Genomic DNA, 18244 nt, shown 5'->3' with positions numbered 1-18244 from the left:
CCCTTAAGGCTTCATTGGTTGAGGGTGTCCACTCCTGATTGAGGGGTGGGCGGGCACCACGTACGCCCCGATTTGACCGATACGTACGGGGTACATACGCGACGGGCGCGCCGCACACGCGCCCTGGGCCCCGGATGAGGGGTGTAAAGAACCTTCTTACCCGACGGACCCCACCGCCGACGAGTCCATATCGTTGCGGTGACATGACTCATAGCCGGTTTTCTGGACAAGTCGGTGACAGCTCCGTGTACGGCACAGGCGCGTCGTCGGGAATCGCTCACATGCTGAGATGTGCCGAAGATCCTCCGGCCGGAGGGAGGCAATCCCGTAGAAGGTCCGGCCGTGATGTGCCGACCTGACGGGATTCGGGGGTCACCCGTTATCCGATTTTGACATGGCCGACGTCCTGAAGGGGCTAGTCCGAATGGCAAGATGCCGTAATCACACGTGGTCGCGACACTCGATGGTGTGTGCCCGTCGACCGATCGGCATCGCCCTCACCCGGAGGAAACCAACCATGACCGCAAGCTTCACCCGCCGTACGACCGCCGCGAGCTCCGCGAAGTCCCGGATCGCCGCGGTCGGCGCAGTCGCGGTCGCCGGTGCGCTGCTGCTCACAGGCTGTGGTGACCAGACCAAGGACGACGGCCCGAGCACCAACGAGACGACCAGCGCCCCGCTGGCCGACAAGCTCCCCAAGGAGATCCGGGACAAGGGCGAAATCAAGGTCGGCTCGGACATCGCGTACGCGCCGGTCGAGTTCAAGGACGACTCCGGCAAGACGGTCGGCATCGACCCGGACATCGCTGCCGCGATGGGCAAGCAGCTCGGCGTGACGTTCAAGTTCGAGAACGGCACCTTCGACACCCTCATCGGCGGCCTCGCCTCGAAGCGCTACGACATCGCCATGTCGGCCATGACCGACACCAAGGACCGCCAGGAGGGCGTCGACGCCGACACCGGCAAGAAGGTCGGCGCCGGCGTCGACTTCGTCGACTACTTCACCGCGGGTGTCTCGCTCTACACCAACAAGGGCGACGACCAGGGAATCAAGACCTGGGACGACCTGTGCGGCAAGACGATGGCCGTGCAGCGCAACACCTTCTCCCACGACCTCGCCAAGGACCAGGCGAAGAAGTGTGAGAAGGACGGCGAGAAGACCCTGAAGATCGAGGACTTCGCCACCAACCCCGAGGCCGAGACCCGCATGCGCTCCAAGGGCGCCGACGTCGTCTCCGCCGACTTCCCGATCGCCGCGTACTCCGTGAAGAACGCCGGCGGCGGCAAGTACTTCGAGATCGTCGGCGACCAGGTCGAGGCGGGCCCGTACGGCATCGCCGTCGCCAAGGACAACACCGAGCTGCGCGACGCGCTGCAGGCCGCACTCAACGCGATCATCGAGAACGGCGAGTACAAGAAGATCATCGAGAAGTGGGGCGTCGAGGACGGCGCGGTCACCGAGGCCAAGATCAACGGTGGCTCCTGACCCCCGGTCCGGTCCACTCGGCTCTGAAAGGCTCCACCCGTGACTGTTGACGTCAACAAGACGGACGGTCCCGCCGACGCGACACCCCCTGCCGGGCCGGAGGCCATCAAGGCCATTCCGGTCCGGCACTTCGGGCGCTACGTGTCCGCGGCCATCGCACTCGCCCTCTTCGGCTCGATCGTCTACGCCTTCGCGCAAGGCAAGATCAACTGGGGCGCGATCCCCGACTACTTCTTCGACGACCGCATCATCGACGGCGTCGTGAACACCCTCCTGCTCACCGTGCTGTCCATGGTGATCGGCATCGCGGGCGGCATCCTGCTCGCCGTGATGCGTCTGTCGAAGAACCCGGTGACCTCGTCGATCGCGTGGTTCTACATCTGGTTCTTCCGCGGCACGCCGGTCCTGGTCCAGCTCTTCGTCTGGTTCAACCTCGGCCTGGTCTTCGAGTACATCAACCTCGGCCCTGTCTACAAGGACTACTGGTCCTCGTTCATGACGCCGCTGTTGACGGCGCTGCTCGGCCTGGGACTCAACGAGGCCGCGTACATGGCCGAGATCTGCCGCGCCGGTCTGCTCTCCGTGGACGAGGGCCAGACAGAGGCCTCGCACGCGCTGGGCATGAGCCACCCCAAGACGCTGCGCCGGATCGTGATCCCGCAGGCGATGCGCGTGATCGTGCCGCCGACGGGCAACGAGGTCATCAACATGCTGAAGACGACCTCGCTCGTCTCGGCGGTGCAGTTCCTCGACCTGTTCAAGGCGGCCCAGGACATCGGTCAGAACGCGGGCTCCACGGTGGAGATGTACTTCCTCGCCGCCGCCTGGTACCTGATCATGACGTCGCTCCTGAGCGTCGGGCAGTACTACATCGAGCGGTACTACGCCCGCGGTTCGAGCCGTACCCTGCCCCCGACGCCGCTCCAGCGCCTCAAGGCCGCCGTCCTGCCCGCGCGCCGCCCGAAGGGAGTCACGGCATGAAGCAGTCCTCCCACGCCATGGTGAAGGCCGAGGGCGTCCACAAGTCCTTCGGTCACGTCGAGGTCCTCAAGGGCATCGACCTCGAGGTGAAGACCGGCGAGGTGTTCTGCCTCATCGGCCCGTCCGGCTCCGGCAAGTCGACGTTCCTGAGGTGCATCAACCACCTGGAGAAGATCAACGCCGGCCGGCTCTACGTCGACGGCGACCTGGTCGGCTACCGCCAGCAGGGCGACAAGCTCTACGAGCTGCGCGACCGCGAGGTCGCCATGAAGCGCCGGAACATCGGCATGGTCTTCCAGCGCTTCAACCTGTTCCCGCACATGACGGCCGTGGAGAACGTCATGGAGGCGCCGGTCCAGGTCAAGGGCACGAGCAAGGCTCAGGCCAAGGAGCAGGCGATGCAGCTCCTGGACCGCGTCGGCCTCGCCGACAAGGCCGGAAACTACCCGTCGCAGCTCTCCGGCGGCCAGCAGCAGCGCGTGGCCATCGCCCGCGCGCTGGCCATGGACCCGAAGCTGATGCTCTTCGACGAGCCCACGTCGGCGCTCGACCCGGAGCTCGTCGGCGACGTCCTCGACGTCATGCGCGACCTCGCCGAGTCCGGCATGACGATGGTCGTCGTCACGCACGAGATGGGCTTCGCGCGCGAGGTCGGCGACAGCCTCGTCTTCATGGACGGCGGCGTGGTCGTCGAGTCCGGCAACCCGCGCGACGTCCTGACGAACCCGCAGCACGAGCGGACGCAGTCGTTCCTGTCCAAGGTGCTGTAACGGTACGTACGACAAGGGGCGGTACGGGATCCTCGTACCGCCCCTTTCGCGTATCGGGGGCTACGGCAGCGACTCACGCAGAAGAGGCGGTACGAATTTTCGTACCGCCTCAACTGGGGTTGCCGCGTCGGCACCGGCCGTGGTCTCCGTCATCCGAGCCCCTCCCCGGCGTAATACCCTCGAATCGTGCGCAGCCGTTACTCGTGCCCGCCTGAAGACAGACCGCGCCCGTAAGGACTCAAGTGGAACTCGCCTATTACTCGGACTACGCCGTGCGCCTGGTCAACAGCGAGGAGCCCGGTCGCAACAAGGACTCGCTGACCTCTGTGGAGGCCGTCCGGGCCCTCTTCGGCGTCAATGCGTCCGCGGCCCGGCGCGCCACGGACGCCGATGTGACGCGCTTCCGCTCCGTACGGGCCCGGCTGCGGGCGGTCTTCGAGGCGGCGGACAGCGGCGACGAGACGCTGGCCGTCGACCTGCTGAACTCGCTGCTGCTCGAGTTCCCGGTCAGCCCGCAGATCTCGGGGCACACTGCGTCTGATGAAAGGAGGGGCCGGGACGACGACGGCCGCCCCCTGTGGCACATGCACCTCGCGGACCATCCGTCCAACGCGACCGCCGGCTATGCGGCGATCGCCGCGATGGGGCTCGCCTTCCACCTCACGTCGTACGGCGTCGACCGCCTCGGCCTGTGCGAGGCAGCGCCGTGCCGCAACGCCTATCTCGACACGTCCACGAACCGCTCACGGCGGTACTGCTCGGACCGCTGCGCGACCCGGGCCAATGTGGCGGCCTACCGCGCCCGCAAGCGCTTGGAGGCGGACCGGTCCGAGAGCACCGGCCGCAGTGCGGAGAAAGCCCACGAGATCAGCGCGGGGACGGACCGCTGACCCTCGCCCTCGTCCCGGCTGCGCGGCCGGAAGCGCGCCCGCACCGTCGCGAGGACGAGCTCGTCGGGCACGGCCCCATAGACCGTGCTGTCCCCGCCCGGCGAGTACGGGTTGTCGCCGAGCACCCACCAGCCGTCGTCGCTGCGCTCGACCACGCGCTTGACGACCAGCAGGTCCTGCTGGAACGGGTGCCGCAGGATCACCACGGCGCCCGGCCGGACCCGGGCGCCGTACCGGACCAGCATCCAGTCCCCCGGGTTGAGTGTGGGCACCATCGACGGCCCGTCCACCTCGATCAGTTGGAACGGCACGCGTGCCTCCCGCCCCTCCGCTGCCGTCTCAGGCATCAGAAAACCTCCGGTTCCGCTCGGCCTACGTTCCGGTTGCGTTCCGGTTCCATCCTTCACCAGTCCCAGTCTGGCCCCGGACTTTTGTCCTAAGCCCATGGGGGCACTCGCGAAAACCCGTCTTCCACGGAGTAATGTCCCACCTGAGAAGACGATCACCTTAGGAAGGACAGCATCCATGCTTTCCCGCCTGTTTGCCCCCAAGCTGAAGGCCAGTGCGCACTGCGACCTGCCCTGCGGTGTGTACGACCCGGCCCAGGCCCGCATCGAGGCGGAGTCGGTCAAGGCCGTCCAGGAGAAGATGGCGGCCAACGACGACCCGCATTTCCAGGCCCGCGCCACCGTCATCAAGGAGCAGCGCGCCGAGCTCGCCAAGCACCACGTCTCGGTGCTGTGGAGCGACTACTTCAAGCCCCCGCACTTCGAGAAGTACCCGGAGCTGCACCAGCTGGTCAACGACGCCCTGAAGGCCCTCTCGGCCGCCAAGGCGTCGACGGACCCGGCCACCGGGCAGAAGGCGCTCGACTACATCGCCCAGATCGACAAGATCTTCTGGGAGACCAAGAAGGCCTGATCTTCGATCATGCTGCTTGACCTGCGATTTCTTTGGTCGCCTGGTCTTTCTGCCCGCACCCGGTCCGCAGGCCGCCGAGCATGGCGTCCATGACGGTCCGGGTGCGGTCTTCTTCGCCCGGCCACAGGGCGGCGTAGATCCGCAACGTGATGACTGCGGACGCGGACGCGTGTTCGGGGGCAGCTTGACCTGCTTGACGCTCGCTCAGCAACTCGCCTGTGGACAAGCCTGATCCGGGCAGCGTGACGATCGCCGCGCGGATATCCGGCGGCATCACGCCCGCCATGGCGCTGCCGGTCCTGGCTGCCCGCCGAGCCGACCGCCTGACCGCCCTGAGCGCCGAACTGGATCCGCATGGACGGCACCCGGCACCGCGGCGGAGCCGGGTACTGTCGGCGTTCACGCCGCCGCGCCGGAACACGTTGAGGAACCATGCCGAACAGCCAAGTGATCCGCTGGACCTATGCCTTCATCGACCGGCCCGCTGAGCGGTTCGGCCCGGCCTGTGCGTTCTGGACCGCCGTCACCGGCACGCGTCTGTCCGAATTCCGCGGTGAGCGCGACGAGTTCGTGACTCTCCTGGCGGACGGCGCCGACGCGTGCCTGAAGGCGCAGGGGGTCGATGAGGGGCCCGGCGGTGCGCATCTCGATCTGGTCGTCGAGGACGTCGCGGGCCTGGTGAAGGACGCGGTGCGCCTCGGTGCCTCGGTGGTCGCCGAGCACGAGGGCTGGGCGGTGCTGCGGTCTCCCGGCGGTCAGTTGTTCTGCGCGGTTCTGTTCCACGGCGAGCGCGTGCGGCCGCCCGTGGTCGCCGGTCCCGACGGGTCGTACAGCCGTCTCGACCAGGTGTGCATCGACCTGGCGCCGAGCGCGTACGACGCCGAGGTGGCGTTCTGGGCCGCTCTCACCGGATGGGAGTCGCGCCCGGGCTCCCTGCCGGAGTTCCACGTGGTCAGACCGGGCCCGGAACTGCCCGTCCGCATCCTGCTGCAGCGACTCGGCTCCGACCGGCCGGCCTCCGCGCATCTCGACCTCGCCTGCTCCGACATCGAGGCGACCCGCGCCTGGCACGAGGAGAACGGTGCCACGCTCGTGGGCCAGGGCACGCACTGGACCGTGATGCGGGATCCGGCCGGCGGGATCTACTGCCTGACGGGGCGTGCCCCGGAGACCGGCGGCCTGCCCGGATAGGGTCCCGGCCTACGCGCGGTCCGCGGCCTCACGCGTCCTGCGCGTCGGCCGTCCACGGCTCGACCCTGACGACGGCGTCCACCGGGACAGGGCCGTAGATGTGCGGAAACTCCTCGGCGCCGGGCTCTGGGGCCTCGTAGCGCACGGGTGCCGTGAGGCGGTCGCTGTCGATGACCAGGAGGACGAGTTCGTCGGGGCCGGTGTACGCCCCGTACAGGAAGGAAGCCACACTCGGGAGCTGGTGGCGCAGCGAGCAGTGGATGAAGCCCTCTTCGCCGAGCGTGCGGCCGCGCGTGGAGATTTCGTACGCGCCGGTCCGCTGGGCGGCGTCCCACAGGGCGCGTTCGGTGAGGTGCACGAGTTCGGGCATGGCAGCACGCTAGAGCAGCCGGGCTGCCCGGGCCAGCAGATATCGCGTCTCCAGGATGGCCGTCTCCAGGAGCGCCTGGCAGGTGGCCGCCGGGATGGTCAGCGCCCTGCTCGCCGCCGTCGCGTCCCGCCGCGGGGGCGCGCGGGGCTGGGGCTAACCCTGTCGGCCGTCCGGGGGACTGTCCTTGCGGACGGCCTGGCAGGTGGCCGCCGGGATGGTCAGCGCCCTGCTCGCCGCCGTCGCGTCCCGCCGCGGGGGCGCGCGGGGCTGGGGCTATCCCTGTCGGCCGTCCGGGGGACTGTCCTTCCGGACGTCCTGGTCGCCGCGCGGGCCGACACGGCCACCCCGCATGCCGCCGCCCGCGGCTCCGGCCTGGTCGTCCAGGCCCTCCATGTCGGGCCGGCCCCGGTCCTCTGTACGGCCCGCCGCGTCCGTACTACGGCCTTCCGCTGCCGCCCTGCCCGCTGCCGGGCGCGCGCCCACGGCCGTAATGCTGCCCGTGGCTGGGGGCCAGGCCGTTCGCGGGTGCTCCCGGTACGACCGCCGGGCCCCTGCGCCGTGGGCCGCATCCACTGGCTCCTCGTAGGCCGAGCAGTCGGGATTGCGGCACGGTCCCGGACCCCACACGGGGACGAACGCGCCCAGAATCTTGCGCCTGTGAATGACCGTGCCGACGGGCTGTCCGCAGACGGGGCAGACGTACTCCTCGCTCCGCGGGCGGCGGCCGGACCGGCGCCCTTCGATGCCCATGCCTCCACCATAGGGCGGTCCGCGCGGCCCGGCCCCCGGGAAGCAGTCACAGCTTTCTGCTGCACGTCCGTACGAGTGCGCCGTTGTCGAAAACCCGCACCGAGTCGAGGCCGAACTCGTCCACGGCGAGCCCGCAAGGGTCGCGCCCCCGCACAGCAAGATGCCGAACCCGCTGTCCTCCCGATTCAGCTCATGGATCTTGCCCACCACGTCGTCCGCCACGATCTGCACGCTCGGATGCGGCGACCGGGTGAGGGTGGGTGAGGCGACGTACTCGCGCATGTGCCCGTACGGGCTGGTGATCTTGGCGTCCAGAGCGAGGCCGTAGCCGGCCCGGCCCTGAATGACGGTGTCGAAGCAACCCGGCGACCGTCGGCGAAGACCGCGGAGGGCGGCACTCGTGGACGCCGCCGTGGAGGTACTGGCGCGCGAGGGTGCGCGGGCTCACCTTCCTCGCAGTGAGCAGCGAGCCGGGAGTGCCCACGGGCACCGCCTCAGCTCACCGCAGGCGTCGTCCCCGGCTCGCGCCACATCGGCCACATCTGCGGGCCGTCCGGCAGGTCGACCTGGCGCCCGGTGAAGGCGAAGCCCAGCCGCTCGTACAGGCGGCGGCTGCGCGCGCTGCTCGCCTCCAGATAGGCGGGGAGCCCCTCGCGGTCGCAGCGGTCGAGCACGGACTCGATGAGCGCCGTGCCGAGCCCTTCACCCTGGCGCTCGGGCGTCACGGCTATCAGCAGCAAGTACTCGTGGGCCCGTCCGGTCGGGTGGACGGCTCCGGTCAGCCTGCCGACCAGCTCGACCCGTTCGTTGTCCGGGTCGACGGCCTCCCGCATCTGCGCGGGACCGTCATCCTCGGCCTCGTGATCCCCGGATACGCCACCCTCGTGATCCCCGGGTTCGCCGGCGGGCACGGAGAGCCACAGCGCGGCGGCCTGGCCGTCCTCCGTGAGGTCCACGCGCCCCTCGCTCAGCACGAGGTCGAGAAAGGCTCCCATCAGCTTGTGGTGGGTGCGGCGGCGGTGGTCCGCGTCGGGAAAGACCCATCTGCTGACCGGGTCGTCCTGGAACGCCTCGTCCAACAGCCGGGTGACGGCCTCACGGTCGCTTTCGACGGCCCTCCGGATCGCCACGCCCATGCCCCTGCCCGCCCTTCGTCTCGTCCCCACGCGAGTCACTCCGGCCCATCGGAGCAACCCTCAACCCGCCTCTGCACAACGGCGGTTGCAGCCTAGGCGATGACGTTCGTACGCATGGACGGGACCCGCACACCGGCCGGATCACACTCCGGAGCCCGTACACAGGGCCTGCCGACGCGGGACGTCACCGCCAGCGGCCGATCTCCACGTTCTCCAGGACCCCCAGGGCGTCGGGCACCAGCACGGCCGCCGAGTAGTACGTCGTGACCAGGTAGGAGATGATCGCCTGCTCGCTGATGCCCATGAACCGCACGGAGAGGCTGGGCTCGATCTCGTCCGGGATGCCCGGCTGGTGCAGGCCGATGACGCCCTGCTCGGCCTCTCCCGTACGCATGCAGATGATCGAGGTGGTCCTGGCCTCGGTCACCGGGATCTTGTTGCAGGGGAAGATCGGCACACCGCGCCAGGTGGGGATCCGGTTGCCGCCGATGTCGATGCTCTCGGGCACCAGGCCGCGCTTGTTGCACTCGCGGCCGAACGCCGCGATCGCGCGCGGGTGGGCGAGGAACAGCTTGGATCCGCGCCTGCGGCTGAGCAGTTCGTCCATGTCGTCCGGGCTGGGCACGCCGTCGTGCGGCTGCAGCCGCTGGTCGTACTCGCAGTTGTGCAGCAGCCCGAACTCCCGGTGGTTGACGAGCTCGTGCTCCTGGCGCTCCTTCAGCGCCTCGACGGTGAGCCGCAACTGCTGTTCCGTCTGGTTCATCGGCTGGTTGTAGAGGTCGGCCACGCGCGTGTGGATGCGCAGAACGGTCTGGGCGACGCTCAGTTCGTACTCCCGAGGCGCCGGCTCGTAGTCGACATACGTGCCGGGCAGCACCGCCTCGCCCACATGTCCGGCGGAGAGGTCGATGGGCGCCTCTCCATGGGGGCACCTCCCAGGTTCTTAAGGCACTGGGGGATTGTTGGTGCGCTGCCGCGGCAGCGAGCGGAGCCGCCGCAGGTGCTCGCGCAACGACTCGGTGCGCTCGGCGACCTGCTCGAGGTCCTGGTGCGACAGGGTGAGCACGGTGCAGGCCGTCACCGCGCGGGCGGTGTACTCCCACATCGCGTCGGCGTCGATGAGCGCCTGCTCCCCGAAGTACGCCCCGTCGGCGAGGACTCCGAGGACGGCGTCATCGCCCTAGGGGCCGGTGCCGATCTTCTCGATCCTGCCGTGTGCCAGCAGGAACACTTCGTCGGCCTGGCTGCCGAACGACGCGAGCACCTCTCCCGGGGCGAACTCCCGCTGCCGGCAGCGCCGGGCGAGCTCGGCGAGGCCCTCCTGGTCCTCGTACGCCCGCAGGACGGGCAGTTCGCCGAGCTCGGCGGGGATGACCTGCACGCTGTCACCGGTCTTCACGAACGTCACCCGGCCGTCGCCGACGGAATAGCTCAGGCGGCGGTTCACGCGGTACGTACCGCCCTGCACATTCACCCACGGCAGCATGCGCAGCAGCCAGCGTGAGCTGATCTCCTGCATCTGAGGCGCGGACTTGGTGGTGGTGGCCAGGTTCCGCGCGGCCGCCGCGCCGAGACTCTGCTGCGACCTGCTCTGCTCCCCGCGGACCTCTTCGCCTACCGACATGACTGTGCCCTCCCGATGGTGCGCCGACCTGCACTGCCTGCACACACGAGACTTTCATCACGCAGCGTATCGATACCAATACACAAAAGAGCGGGAATGGATCATCGTGAACGCGGGCACATCACCCGCACACGCAGGGCCCCTCAGCGCCTCAGGGGCCGGGAGGTACCCCCACCGCAAAGGAGGCGGCATGGCCCCACCCATGCCCGCGAGCACGTTTCTGGACGCCCTCAGAGACGAGGGCCTGACCGTCGTCGAGGTCGGCGACTGGCGTGACCACAACCGCAACCACAAGGGCCCCTGGGGACCGGTGCACGGCGTGATGATCCACCACACCGTCACCTCGGGCAGCGAGCGCACCGTCCGCATCTGCCGCGAGGGCTACGCCGGTCTGCCGGGTCCGCTGTGCCACGGCGTCATCACCAAGGACGGCCGGATCCACCTCGTCGGCTACGGACGTGCCAACCACGCGGGACTGGGCGACGACGACGTACTGCGCGCCGTCATCGCCGAGAAGACCCTCCCGTCGGACAACGAGGCGAACACCGACGGCAACCGGCACTTCTACGGTTTCGAGTGCGAGAACCTCGGCGACGGCGAGGACCCGTGGCCCGAGGCGCAGCTGGAAGCCATCGAGAAGGCGGCGGCCGCGATCTGCCGCCACCACGGCTGGACGGAGCGCTCGGTCATCGGCCACCTCGAATGGCAGCCGGGCAAGTCGGATCCGCGCGGCTTCACGATGAACGCGATGCGGGAGCGCATCCGCGACCGCCTGAAGTGACCCCTACGGGCGAGCGGCCGCCGGCGGGCACAGCGCCTCGGGCGGCCGCGCGACGGACGCCCGGGCCCCGACGCGCTCTTCGCGGCGACCGACCGACAATGGACCGGTGACCAGCCCTGACAGCGCCGCAGCACTCGGCCCCGCAACAGGCAGCCCGGCCGCAGTCGGCCCCGCCGCCCTGCGGCCGCGGCTGCCGTCTCCGTTGCAGACGGTCGAGGACGAGCGATTCGCGCGCCGCGGGCTGCGGCTGCTGCTCAAGCGGGACGATCTGATCCACCCGGACCTGATCGGCAACAAGTGGCGCAAGCTGGAGCCGAACCTCCGGGCGGCCGCGGGCCGGACGATCGTGACATTCGGCGGCGCGTACTCCCATCACCTCCGTGCCACCGCCGCCGCGGGCCGGCTGCTGGGTCTGCCCACGATCGGCGTGGTACGGGGGCACGAACTGGCCGGCCAGCCCCTCAACCCGTCGCTGTCCCGGTGCGCGGCCGACGGCATGCGTCTGCGTTTCATCGACAGATCGACGTACCGGCGCAAGAGTGAACCGGACGTCCTGGCCACGATCCTGCGTGACGTCGGGGTCGCCTATGTCGTCCCCGAGGGAGGAAGCAACTCCCGCGCCGTGCAGAGCTGCACAGCGCTCGGCCAGGAGCTGCGCGGCCACGCAGACGTCGTCGTCGTCGCCTGCGGCACCGGCGGCACCATAGCCGGACTGGCAGCCGGACTCGGCCCCGGACAGCGCGCACTGGGCATACCCGTACTCAAGGGCGGCTTCCTGACCGACGAGATACGGGCGCTGCAGGAACAGGCCTTCGGCGGCCGGCGCGGCGACTGGTCCCTCGACGACCGTTTCCACTTCGGCGGTTACGCCCGCACCACCCCGGAACTCGAAGCGTTCGCCAGGGACTTCGAGGACCGGCACGGTCTGCCCGTCGAACGTCTCTATGTCGCCAAGATGCTGTACGGACTTGTCACCCTCGCCGAAGAGGGGGCCTTCGCGCGGGGAACCACGGTGGCCGCCGTCATCACGGGACGCCCGTTCCCCTGAGTCCCCCGGACGTTCACCGAGCAGCCGCAAACAGAGCGCGAACAGTGCGTAACCGAACGGCAACGCTACGAAAACAGCCGGCTGCGCCCGCAGATCGCGATCGGAACTGCTGGTCAGGCACGGCCCTCCGCTTCCCCACAGCTTTCCTCACGGGCGTCGTAACCTTGCCAGCATGAACGAGCGCCTGCACGTCGCAGAGCTGCCGCGCCCCGAGCCGTCAGCGCTGCCCCTGCGTACCCTCGAGCCTGGTGAAAGCCGGCGCTGGTGCTTTGCGGACGGGGTGCTCGTCTGAAGTGGATCAGGACGGTTCGACCGTCCAGGGCCTGGGTACGTCAAACCGGCGCGCGCTCTTCCCAATTGGGCCCGCAGACCCCTAGCCACTGTGCGTACTCATGGGCTTACTATGAGTGACAGCAGGGGAGGAGGTCCTCGGGACAGGGAACTTGGAGGCGCGATAGCGTCACCGCTGAACCATGTATCGCGTTACTCCGGGGGGCCGCCCTCGGCCCCCGGAAAGCTCGGAATCACCTTGGAGGTGAGGGTGTCCCAGATCGCAGGCGAGCCCGCGACCCAGGACTTCGTGGAAGTCCGGCTGCCGGCTGCGGGTGCCTACCTGTCGGTGCTGCGGACGGCCACGGCCGGCCTCGCGGCGCGCTTGGACTTCACCCTGGACGAGATCGAGGACCTCCGCATCGCGGTCGACGAGGCCTGCGCGATCCTGCTGCAGCAGGCCGTTCCCGGCTCCGTGCTCAGCTGCGTCTTCCGGCTCGTGGACGACTCGCTCGAGGTGACGGTCTCGGCTCCCACCACCGACGGCAGGGCACCCGAGCGCGACACCTTCGCCTGGACGGTGCTGTCGGCCCTGGCCGGGAAGGTCGATTCCTCGGTCGCCGACGACAAGACCGTTGCGATCAGCCTCTACAAACAGCGCGGCGCGGGACCCGGGCCGGCGTGAGGGACGGGGACGGACCGGTGCGGGACGAAGAGCGCGGGATCCGGGGACTTCCGGGCGAGAACACCGGCAGCCGGGGCAGGAAGCCCCCCGAGGGGCGTGCGGTTCCGGCGGAGCCGACGCGCGCTCCGGGGGCCGGCATCCCCGAGCAGCAGGCGCGGCCGCATCCCGAGGACGACTCCTTCGCCGACGGCACACCGACCGACGACTCCTCGGCGGTGGACGCCGCGGCGGATGCGTCGCAGCGGGCAGAGGCCGTCGGCGAGGACGAGCGCGAGGCGCTCTCCGGCCGGGACGGCGAGACGGGGGTACCTCCCGGCGGCCGCTGGGGGAGGGCGGGATACATGAGCGAGCACGTGCACGAGGCCGAGCAGGGAGCGCAGCGCGCACCGCACATCCAGCACGATCCGCAGGACCGCAGCGGTGCGCGGGTGATGTTCGTAGAGCTGCGCAAGCTCCCGGAGGGATCGCCCGAGTACGCGGAACTGCGCAACCAGCTGGTCCGCATGCACCTGCCGCTCGTCGAGCACCTCGCCCGCCGCTTCCGCAACCGCGGCGAACCGCTGGACGACCTCACCCAGGTCGCCACGATCGGCCTCATCAAGTCCGTGGACCGCTTCGACCCGGAGCGCGGCGTGGAGTTCTCCACGTATGCGACCCCCACGGTCGTCGGCGAGATCAAGCGGCACTTCCGCGACAAGGGATGGGCGGTACGGGTCCCGCGGCGGCTGCAGGAGCTGCGGCTGTCGCTGACCACGGCCACCGCCGAGCTCTCCCAGCTGCACGGCCGCTCCCCCACGGTGCACGAGCTCGCCGAGAAACTGGCGATCTCCGAGGAGGAGGTCCTGGAGGGCCTGGAGTCCGCCAATGCGTACTCCACGCTGTCGCTGGACGTCCCGGACACGGACGACGAGTCCCCCGCCGTCGCGGACACGCTGGGCGCGGAGGACGAGGCGCTGGAGGGCGTCGAGTACCGCGAGTCGCTCAAGCCGCTCCTGGAGGACCTGCCGCCCCGCGAGAAGCGGATCCTGCTGCTGCGCTTCTTCGGCAACATGACCCAGTCGCAGATCGCGCAGGAGGTCGGCATCTCCCAGATGCACGTGTCGCGACTGCTGGCCCGCACGCTGGCTCAGCTGCGGGAGAAGCTGCTCGTGGAGGAGTAGCTCTCGTCGAGGAGTAGCTCTCATTGAGGAGTAGCTGCTCGTGAAGGATCAAGCGAGGAGGCCGCCGGTGGTAGGGCGGGTCCGCGGGGACCGTTCCCGGAACGCCCCGACCGACGTTTCGCCTACTTCTTCGGCCCCGGCGGCTGCGTCGGCTCCTCGCCGCCGCCGGGCCCCCGGATGCCGAGCGCCCGGGTGGTCGCCGGGTTCACCAGCAGGACCAAGGCGGTCACCGCCACGACGCCCAGGGCGATCCCGGCGGGGATCGCCAGGCTGTCGGCCTGCAGCAGCGTCCATGCCACCGGCAGCGCCATGATCTGCGTGATGATCGCCGGCCCCCGGCTCCAACTGCGCTGCTGCAGCAGGCCGCGCGCCGCGAGCAGGGGCAGCAGCGCAAGGACGATGAGCGTGACCCCGCCGGTCGCAGCTTGCGAGACGCTGTCCGCGTCACCCGTGAACCCCCTGAAGAGCAGATACACACCCGCGGCGACGAGCGCCACACCCTCCAGCGCGGCAAGGACCGCCGCGGCGGTCAGCCGTCCGGGGCGGGGCCCTGCCTCGGTGACGTCGGGAATGGGAGTCTGTCCTGAGCTCACCCCAGCAGACTAGCCTCGGCCGCAGACGGCCGGGACCTCGGTACCCGGACACCGGTCTGGGTTTAGTACCACCCGGTAGGTACTCTCTTTCGCATGCGTGCACTCCTCGTGGTCAATCCGGCGGCAACCACCACCAGTGCACGGACACGTGATGTGCTGATCCACGCACTCGCGAGCGAGATGAAGCTCGAGGCGGTCACCACGGAGTACCGCGGGCACGCCCGGGACGTCGGCCGGCAGGCCGCGGAGAGCACGGACGTCGACCTGGTCGTCGCGCTCGGCGGGGACGGCACAGTCAACGAGGTCGTCAACGGCCTGCTGCACCACGGCCCTGATCCGGACCGCCTCCCCCGCCTCGCCGTCGTCCCCGGCGGATCCACCAACGTCTTCGCGCGCGCCCTGGGCCTGCCGAACGACGCCGTGGAGGCCACCGGCGCCCTGCTCGACGCGCTGCGCGAGGGCAGTGAGCGCACGGTCGGTCTGGGCCTCGCGGCGGGCACGCCCGGCACGGCGGACGAGGCCGTCCCCGGTCGCTGGTTCACGTTCTGTGCGGGGCTCGGGTTCGACGCGAGCGTGATCGGCAGGGTCGAGCAGCAGCGAGAGCGCGGCAGGCGTTCCACGCACGCCCTTTACCTGCGCCAGGTGGTACGCCAGTTCCTCGACGAGCCGCACCGCCGGCACGGCGTGATCACTCTGGAACGGCCGGGTGAGGATCCGGTGGCCGATCTCGTGCTGTCGATAGTCTGCAACACCTCTCCGTGGACATTCCTGGGCAACCGCCCGGTCTACGCATCCCCCAGAGCTTCGTTCGACACCGGACTGGACGTGCTCGGACTGAGCAAGCTGTCAACCGGCGCGGTCGCCCGGTATGCCACGCAATTGCTCACTTCGTCCCCCGAGCGCGGCCCCAAGGGCAAGCACGCGGTCTCGCTGCACGACCTGACGGACTTCACCTTGCATTCGAAGGTGCCGCTGCCCCTTCAGATGGACGGCGACCACCTGGGACTGCGGACGAGCGTGACGTTCACAGGCGTACGCCGTGCACTGCGTGTGATTGTGTGAGCGGAAGGGCCTAAAGTCCTTTCACTCGAACGTTTAGGCACCGATCCACCCCATGGAAGTACGGCTGTGACCTAGTCGACACCGAGGAATCAAAAAAAACTTCTCGCAGGGGGTTGTATCCGCCGCCGAGGTTTGCGAATCTCTACATGGCGCTCGAGACGGCCGCAACACAGGCCCCAGTAGAGAGCCCGAACCCCTCCTCAATCCACAGGACCACGCCGGGAACCTGGCGGTAGGCCCTTCACTTGTTGAGGGATTCGTGAAAGCGTTCACATTCACAAGCAACTTTGACGTAATACCAAGAGAGGTAGCAGCCATGGACTGGCGTCACAACGCCGTTTGCCGCGAGGAAGACCCCGAGCTGTTCTTCCCCATCGGCAACACCGGTCCTGCGCTGCTGCAGATCGAGGAAGCCAAGGCCGTCTGCCGTCGCTGCCCTGTTGTTGAGCAGTGTCTGCAGTGGGCGCTCGAGTCCGGCCAGGACTCCGGTGTCTGGGGTGGCCTCAGCGAGGACGAGCGTCGCGCTATGAAGCGCCGCGCCGCCCGCAACCGGGCGCGCCAGGCCAGCGCCTGACGCCCACGCCCCATACGAGCCTCGGCCCGGCGGCGCGTACAGCGAGTACGCAACTCCCGCCCCCGAGCCGCAGCGCGCAGTATCTTTTGCTCCCCCAGGCCCAGCCCGGGTGGTGCCCCGAAGCAGCGTGAAGTGAGCCCCGGACCGATTCGGTCCGGGGCTCACTTCTGTGTTGACCCGCCTGCCGTTGCCGGCGTGGGCTGCTCCCGGCCCGAGCCGGCTACTTCTCGGCGTGGGCTGCTCGGTTCGGCGCCGCACGGCTGCTTCTCGCGCGGACCGGGATGTCCAGGATCACCTGAGTGCCGCCCTCGGGGGCCGGGACCATGTCGAAGGTCCCGCCCAGCTCGCCCTCGACCAGGGTGCGGACGATCTGCAGACCCAGGTTTCCGGACCGCTGCGGATCGAAGCCCTCGGGCAGGCCGACTCCGTTGTCCTGGACGGTGATGAGCAGCCGGGACTCGCGTGTGGTGCCGCCGCGTACCGCCGTGACCTCGACCGTGCCCAGGTCGCCCGGGCGGAAGCCGTGCTCCAGGGCGTTCTGCAGGATCTCCGTGAGGACCATGGACAGCGGAGTTGCGACCTCGGCGTCGAGGATCCCGAAGCGGCCGGTGCGGCGGCCGGTGACCTTGCCGGGTGAGATCTCCGCGACCATCGCCAGCACACGGTCGGCGATCTCGTCGAACTCCACGCGCTCGTCCAGGTTCTGGGACAGCGTCTCGTGGACGATGGCGATGGAGCCGACGCGGCGTACGGCCTCTTCGAGGGCCTCGCGGCCCTTGTCGGAGTCGATACGGCGAGCCTGCAGGCGCAGCAGGGCGGCGACGGTCTGAAGGTTGTTCTTCACCCGGTGGTGGATCTCCCGGATGGTCGCGTCCTTGGTGATCAACTCGCGTTCGCGGCGGCGCAGTTCGGTGACGTCGCGCAGCAGGACGAGCGAACCGATGCGGGTGCCCTTGGGCTTGAGCGGGATCGCCCGGACCTGGATGACGCCGTCGTCGCCCTCGATCTCGAACTCGCGGGGCGCCCAGCCGCTGGCGACCTTCGACAGGGCCTCGTCCACGGGCCCGCGGGACGGGGCGAGTTCGGCGGTGGTCATGCCGAGGTGGTGGCCGACGAGGTCGACGGCGAGGCCGAGGCGGTGGTACGCGGAGAGGGCGTTCGGCGATGCGTACTGGACGATGCCGTCCGCGTCGAGCCGGATGAGTCCGTCGCCGACGCGCGGCGAGGCGTCCATGTCGACCTGCTGGTCGGGGAACGGGAAGGACCCGGCGGCGATCATCTGGGCCAGGTCGGATGCGCTCTGGAGGTACGTGAGTTCGAGGCGAGAGGGGGTGCGAACGGTGAGCAGATTGGTGTTGCGGGCGATGACGCCGAGGACGCGGCCCTCACGGCGTACGGGGATCGACTCGACTCGTACCGGCACCTCCTCGCGCCACTCCGGGTCGCCCTCGCGCACGATGCGGCCCTCGTCGAGCGCGACGTCCAGCAGAGGGCGGCGGCCGCGCGGGACGAGGTGGCCGACCATGTCGTCCTGGTAGGAGGTGGGGCCGGTGTTGGGCCGCATCTGGGCGACGGACACATAGCGCGTGCCGTCCCGGGTGGGCACCCACAGGACGAGGTCGGCGAAGGAGAGGTCGGAGAGCAGCTGCCACTCCGAGACCAGCAGATGCAGCCACTCGAGATCCGTGTCGGAGAGGGCTGTGTGCTGGCGTACGAGCTCGTTCATGGAGGGCACGTCTGCGAGCGTACCTGGCGGATCGGGTGCCCTGGACACACGCCCGGCGCAGCTCACAGCACCTGGAGACAGCACCTGGAAACACCCGCGGGCCGCGGCGCTGGAAGGGACCCTCAACCCTCCCGGCACCGCAGCCCGGAGCAATACCGGCCGGCGGGTGTGCGGTCCCGGACGGCCGAGGGATGAGGAGCCGGAGCAGTCAGGGCAGAGAGCCCGG

Annotated in this window: 19 protein-coding genes and 2 pseudogenes; 13 read left to right on the top strand and 8 right to left on the bottom strand. The window is 69.4% G+C overall.

Annotated features, from left to right (window positions below):
* Positions 1–517 precede the first annotated feature (517 nt).
* From H1D24_RS01220 to H1D24_RS01205, 4 genes are all read left to right on the top strand, one after another.
* On the top strand, positions 518–1486 hold the full coding sequence (locus H1D24_RS01220; protein ID WP_181655430.1) for an ABC transporter substrate-binding protein: 969 nt from the start codon (positions 518–520) through the stop codon (positions 1484–1486).
* A gap of 39 nt (positions 1487–1525) precedes the next feature.
* Positions 1526–2467 carry an amino acid ABC transporter permease gene (locus H1D24_RS01215; RefSeq protein ID WP_181655429.1) on the top strand — a complete coding sequence of 314 codons (942 nt, stop codon included), beginning with the start codon at positions 1526–1528 and terminating at the stop codon, positions 2465–2467.
* Between the two features lie 17 nt (positions 2468–2484).
* The gene (locus H1D24_RS01210) at positions 2485–3237 is read left to right on the top strand and encodes an amino acid ABC transporter ATP-binding protein (RefSeq protein WP_181655870.1); all 753 of its coding nucleotides are present in this window, start codon (positions 2485–2487) and stop codon (positions 3235–3237) included.
* Between the two features lie 242 nt (positions 3238–3479).
* On the top strand, positions 3480–4127 hold the full coding sequence (locus tag H1D24_RS01205; protein WP_181655428.1) for a CGNR zinc finger domain-containing protein: 648 nt from the start codon (positions 3480–3482) through the stop codon (positions 4125–4127).
* Here the strand turns inward: H1D24_RS01205 and sodX are convergent.
* Positions 4031–4474: a nickel-type superoxide dismutase maturation protease gene (gene sodX, locus H1D24_RS01200; RefSeq protein WP_181655427.1), complete on the bottom strand. Its 444-nt coding sequence runs from the start codon at positions 4472–4474 to the stop codon at positions 4031–4033. The genes H1D24_RS01205 and sodX overlap by 97 nt on opposite strands.
* A 178-nt stretch (positions 4475–4652) precedes the next feature.
* On the opposite strand from sodX, the gene sodN reads away from it, so the two are divergent.
* On the top strand, positions 4653–5048 hold the full coding sequence (sodN, locus tag H1D24_RS01195; protein ID WP_181655426.1) for a superoxide dismutase, Ni: 396 nt from the start codon (positions 4653–4655) through the stop codon (positions 5046–5048).
* 7 nt (positions 5049–5055) lie between these two features.
* Here the strand turns inward: sodN and H1D24_RS43910 are convergent, their stop codons facing one another.
* Positions 5056–5334: a hypothetical protein gene (locus H1D24_RS43910; protein ID WP_258563740.1), complete on the bottom strand. Its 279-nt coding sequence runs from the start codon at positions 5332–5334 to the stop codon at positions 5056–5058.
* 146 nt (positions 5335–5480) lie between these two features.
* Here H1D24_RS43910 and H1D24_RS01185 point away from each other — a divergent pair, with 146 nt between their 5' ends.
* The gene (locus H1D24_RS01185; protein WP_181655425.1) at positions 5481–6239 is read left to right on the top strand and encodes a VOC family protein; all 759 of its coding nucleotides are present in this window, start codon (positions 5481–5483) and stop codon (positions 6237–6239) included.
* A 28-nt stretch (positions 6240–6267) separates the two neighbouring features.
* On the opposite strand, the gene H1D24_RS01180 is transcribed toward H1D24_RS01185, so the two are convergent.
* Entirely contained in the window at positions 6268–6609 is a 342-nt protein-coding gene (locus H1D24_RS01180) for a DUF952 domain-containing protein (RefSeq protein WP_181655424.1), read from the bottom strand.
* 273 nt (positions 6610–6882) lie between these two features.
* On the bottom strand, positions 6883–7092 hold the full coding sequence (locus H1D24_RS01175) for a hypothetical protein (protein WP_181655423.1): 210 nt from the start codon (positions 7090–7092) through the stop codon (positions 6883–6885).
* Between the two features lie 610 nt (positions 7093–7702).
* Here H1D24_RS01175 and H1D24_RS43905 point away from each other — a divergent pair.
* Positions 7703–7883: pseudogene (locus tag H1D24_RS43905) on the top strand (hypothetical protein); the annotation flags it as partial.
* On the opposite strand, the gene H1D24_RS01170 reads toward H1D24_RS43905, so the two are convergent.
* On the bottom strand, positions 7854–8495 hold the full coding sequence (locus tag H1D24_RS01170; RefSeq protein ID WP_181655422.1) for a GNAT family N-acetyltransferase: 642 nt from the start codon (positions 8493–8495) through the stop codon (positions 7854–7856). The pseudogene H1D24_RS43905 and the gene H1D24_RS01170 sit on opposite strands and share 30 nt — an antisense overlap.
* Before the next feature lie 184 nt (positions 8496–8679).
* Positions 8680–10119 (bottom strand): annotated as a pseudogene (locus tag H1D24_RS01165) (family 2B encapsulin nanocompartment shell protein).
* 190 nt (positions 10120–10309) lie between these two features.
* Here H1D24_RS01165 and H1D24_RS01160 point away from each other — a divergent pair.
* The 4 genes from H1D24_RS01160 to H1D24_RS01145 all read left to right on the top strand — a co-directional run bounded on the left by H1D24_RS01160 (position 10310) and on the right by H1D24_RS01145 (position 14063).
* Positions 10310–10900: an N-acetylmuramoyl-L-alanine amidase gene (locus H1D24_RS01160; RefSeq protein ID WP_181655421.1), complete on the top strand. Its 591-nt coding sequence runs from the start codon at positions 10310–10312 to the stop codon at positions 10898–10900.
* Between the two features lie 106 nt (positions 10901–11006).
* A complete protein-coding gene (locus H1D24_RS01155) occupies positions 11007–11948 on the top strand; it encodes a 1-aminocyclopropane-1-carboxylate deaminase/D-cysteine desulfhydrase (RefSeq protein ID WP_181655420.1) in 942 nt (313 codons plus the stop codon).
* A gap of 541 nt (positions 11949–12489) precedes the next feature.
* On the top strand, positions 12490–12903 hold the full coding sequence (locus H1D24_RS01150; protein ID WP_067277722.1) for an ATP-binding protein: 414 nt from the start codon (positions 12490–12492) through the stop codon (positions 12901–12903).
* A complete protein-coding gene (locus H1D24_RS01145; protein ID WP_181655419.1) occupies positions 12900–14063 on the top strand; it encodes an RNA polymerase sigma factor SigF in 1164 nt (387 codons plus the stop codon). Before H1D24_RS01150 ends, H1D24_RS01145 begins: the two co-directional genes overlap by 4 nt.
* Positions 14064–14185: 122 nt before the next feature.
* Here the strand turns inward: H1D24_RS01145 and H1D24_RS01140 are convergent, their stop codons facing one another.
* Positions 14186–14656 carry a hypothetical protein gene (locus H1D24_RS01140; RefSeq protein ID WP_181655418.1) on the bottom strand — a complete coding sequence of 157 codons (471 nt, stop codon included), beginning with the start codon at positions 14654–14656 and terminating at the stop codon, positions 14186–14188.
* Between the two features lie 93 nt (positions 14657–14749).
* Here H1D24_RS01140 and H1D24_RS01135 point away from each other — a divergent pair, with 93 nt between their 5' ends.
* Together H1D24_RS01135 and H1D24_RS01130 are read left to right on the top strand one after the other, a co-directional pair.
* A complete protein-coding gene (locus tag H1D24_RS01135; protein ID WP_181655417.1) occupies positions 14750–15718 on the top strand; it encodes a diacylglycerol/lipid kinase family protein in 969 nt (322 codons plus the stop codon).
* 316 nt (positions 15719–16034) lie between these two features.
* On the top strand, positions 16035–16292 hold the full coding sequence (locus H1D24_RS01130; protein ID WP_040248489.1) for a WhiB family transcriptional regulator: 258 nt from the start codon (positions 16035–16037) through the stop codon (positions 16290–16292).
* A gap of 220 nt (positions 16293–16512) precedes the next feature.
* On the opposite strand, the gene H1D24_RS01125 is transcribed toward H1D24_RS01130, so the two are convergent.
* Positions 16513–18018 (bottom strand): sensor histidine kinase, encoded by a 1506-nt coding sequence (locus H1D24_RS01125; RefSeq protein WP_181655869.1) that lies wholly within the window; start codon positions 18016–18018, stop codon positions 16513–16515.
* Between the last annotated feature and the right edge of the window lie 226 nt (positions 18019–18244).

It is taken from the genome of Streptomyces himalayensis subsp. himalayensis (genome assembly GCF_013778455.1).
Classification (GTDB): Bacteria; Actinomycetota; Actinomycetes; order Streptomycetales; family Streptomycetaceae; genus Streptomyces; species Streptomyces himalayensis.
This window is presented reverse-complemented; position numbering and strand designations above follow the sequence as displayed.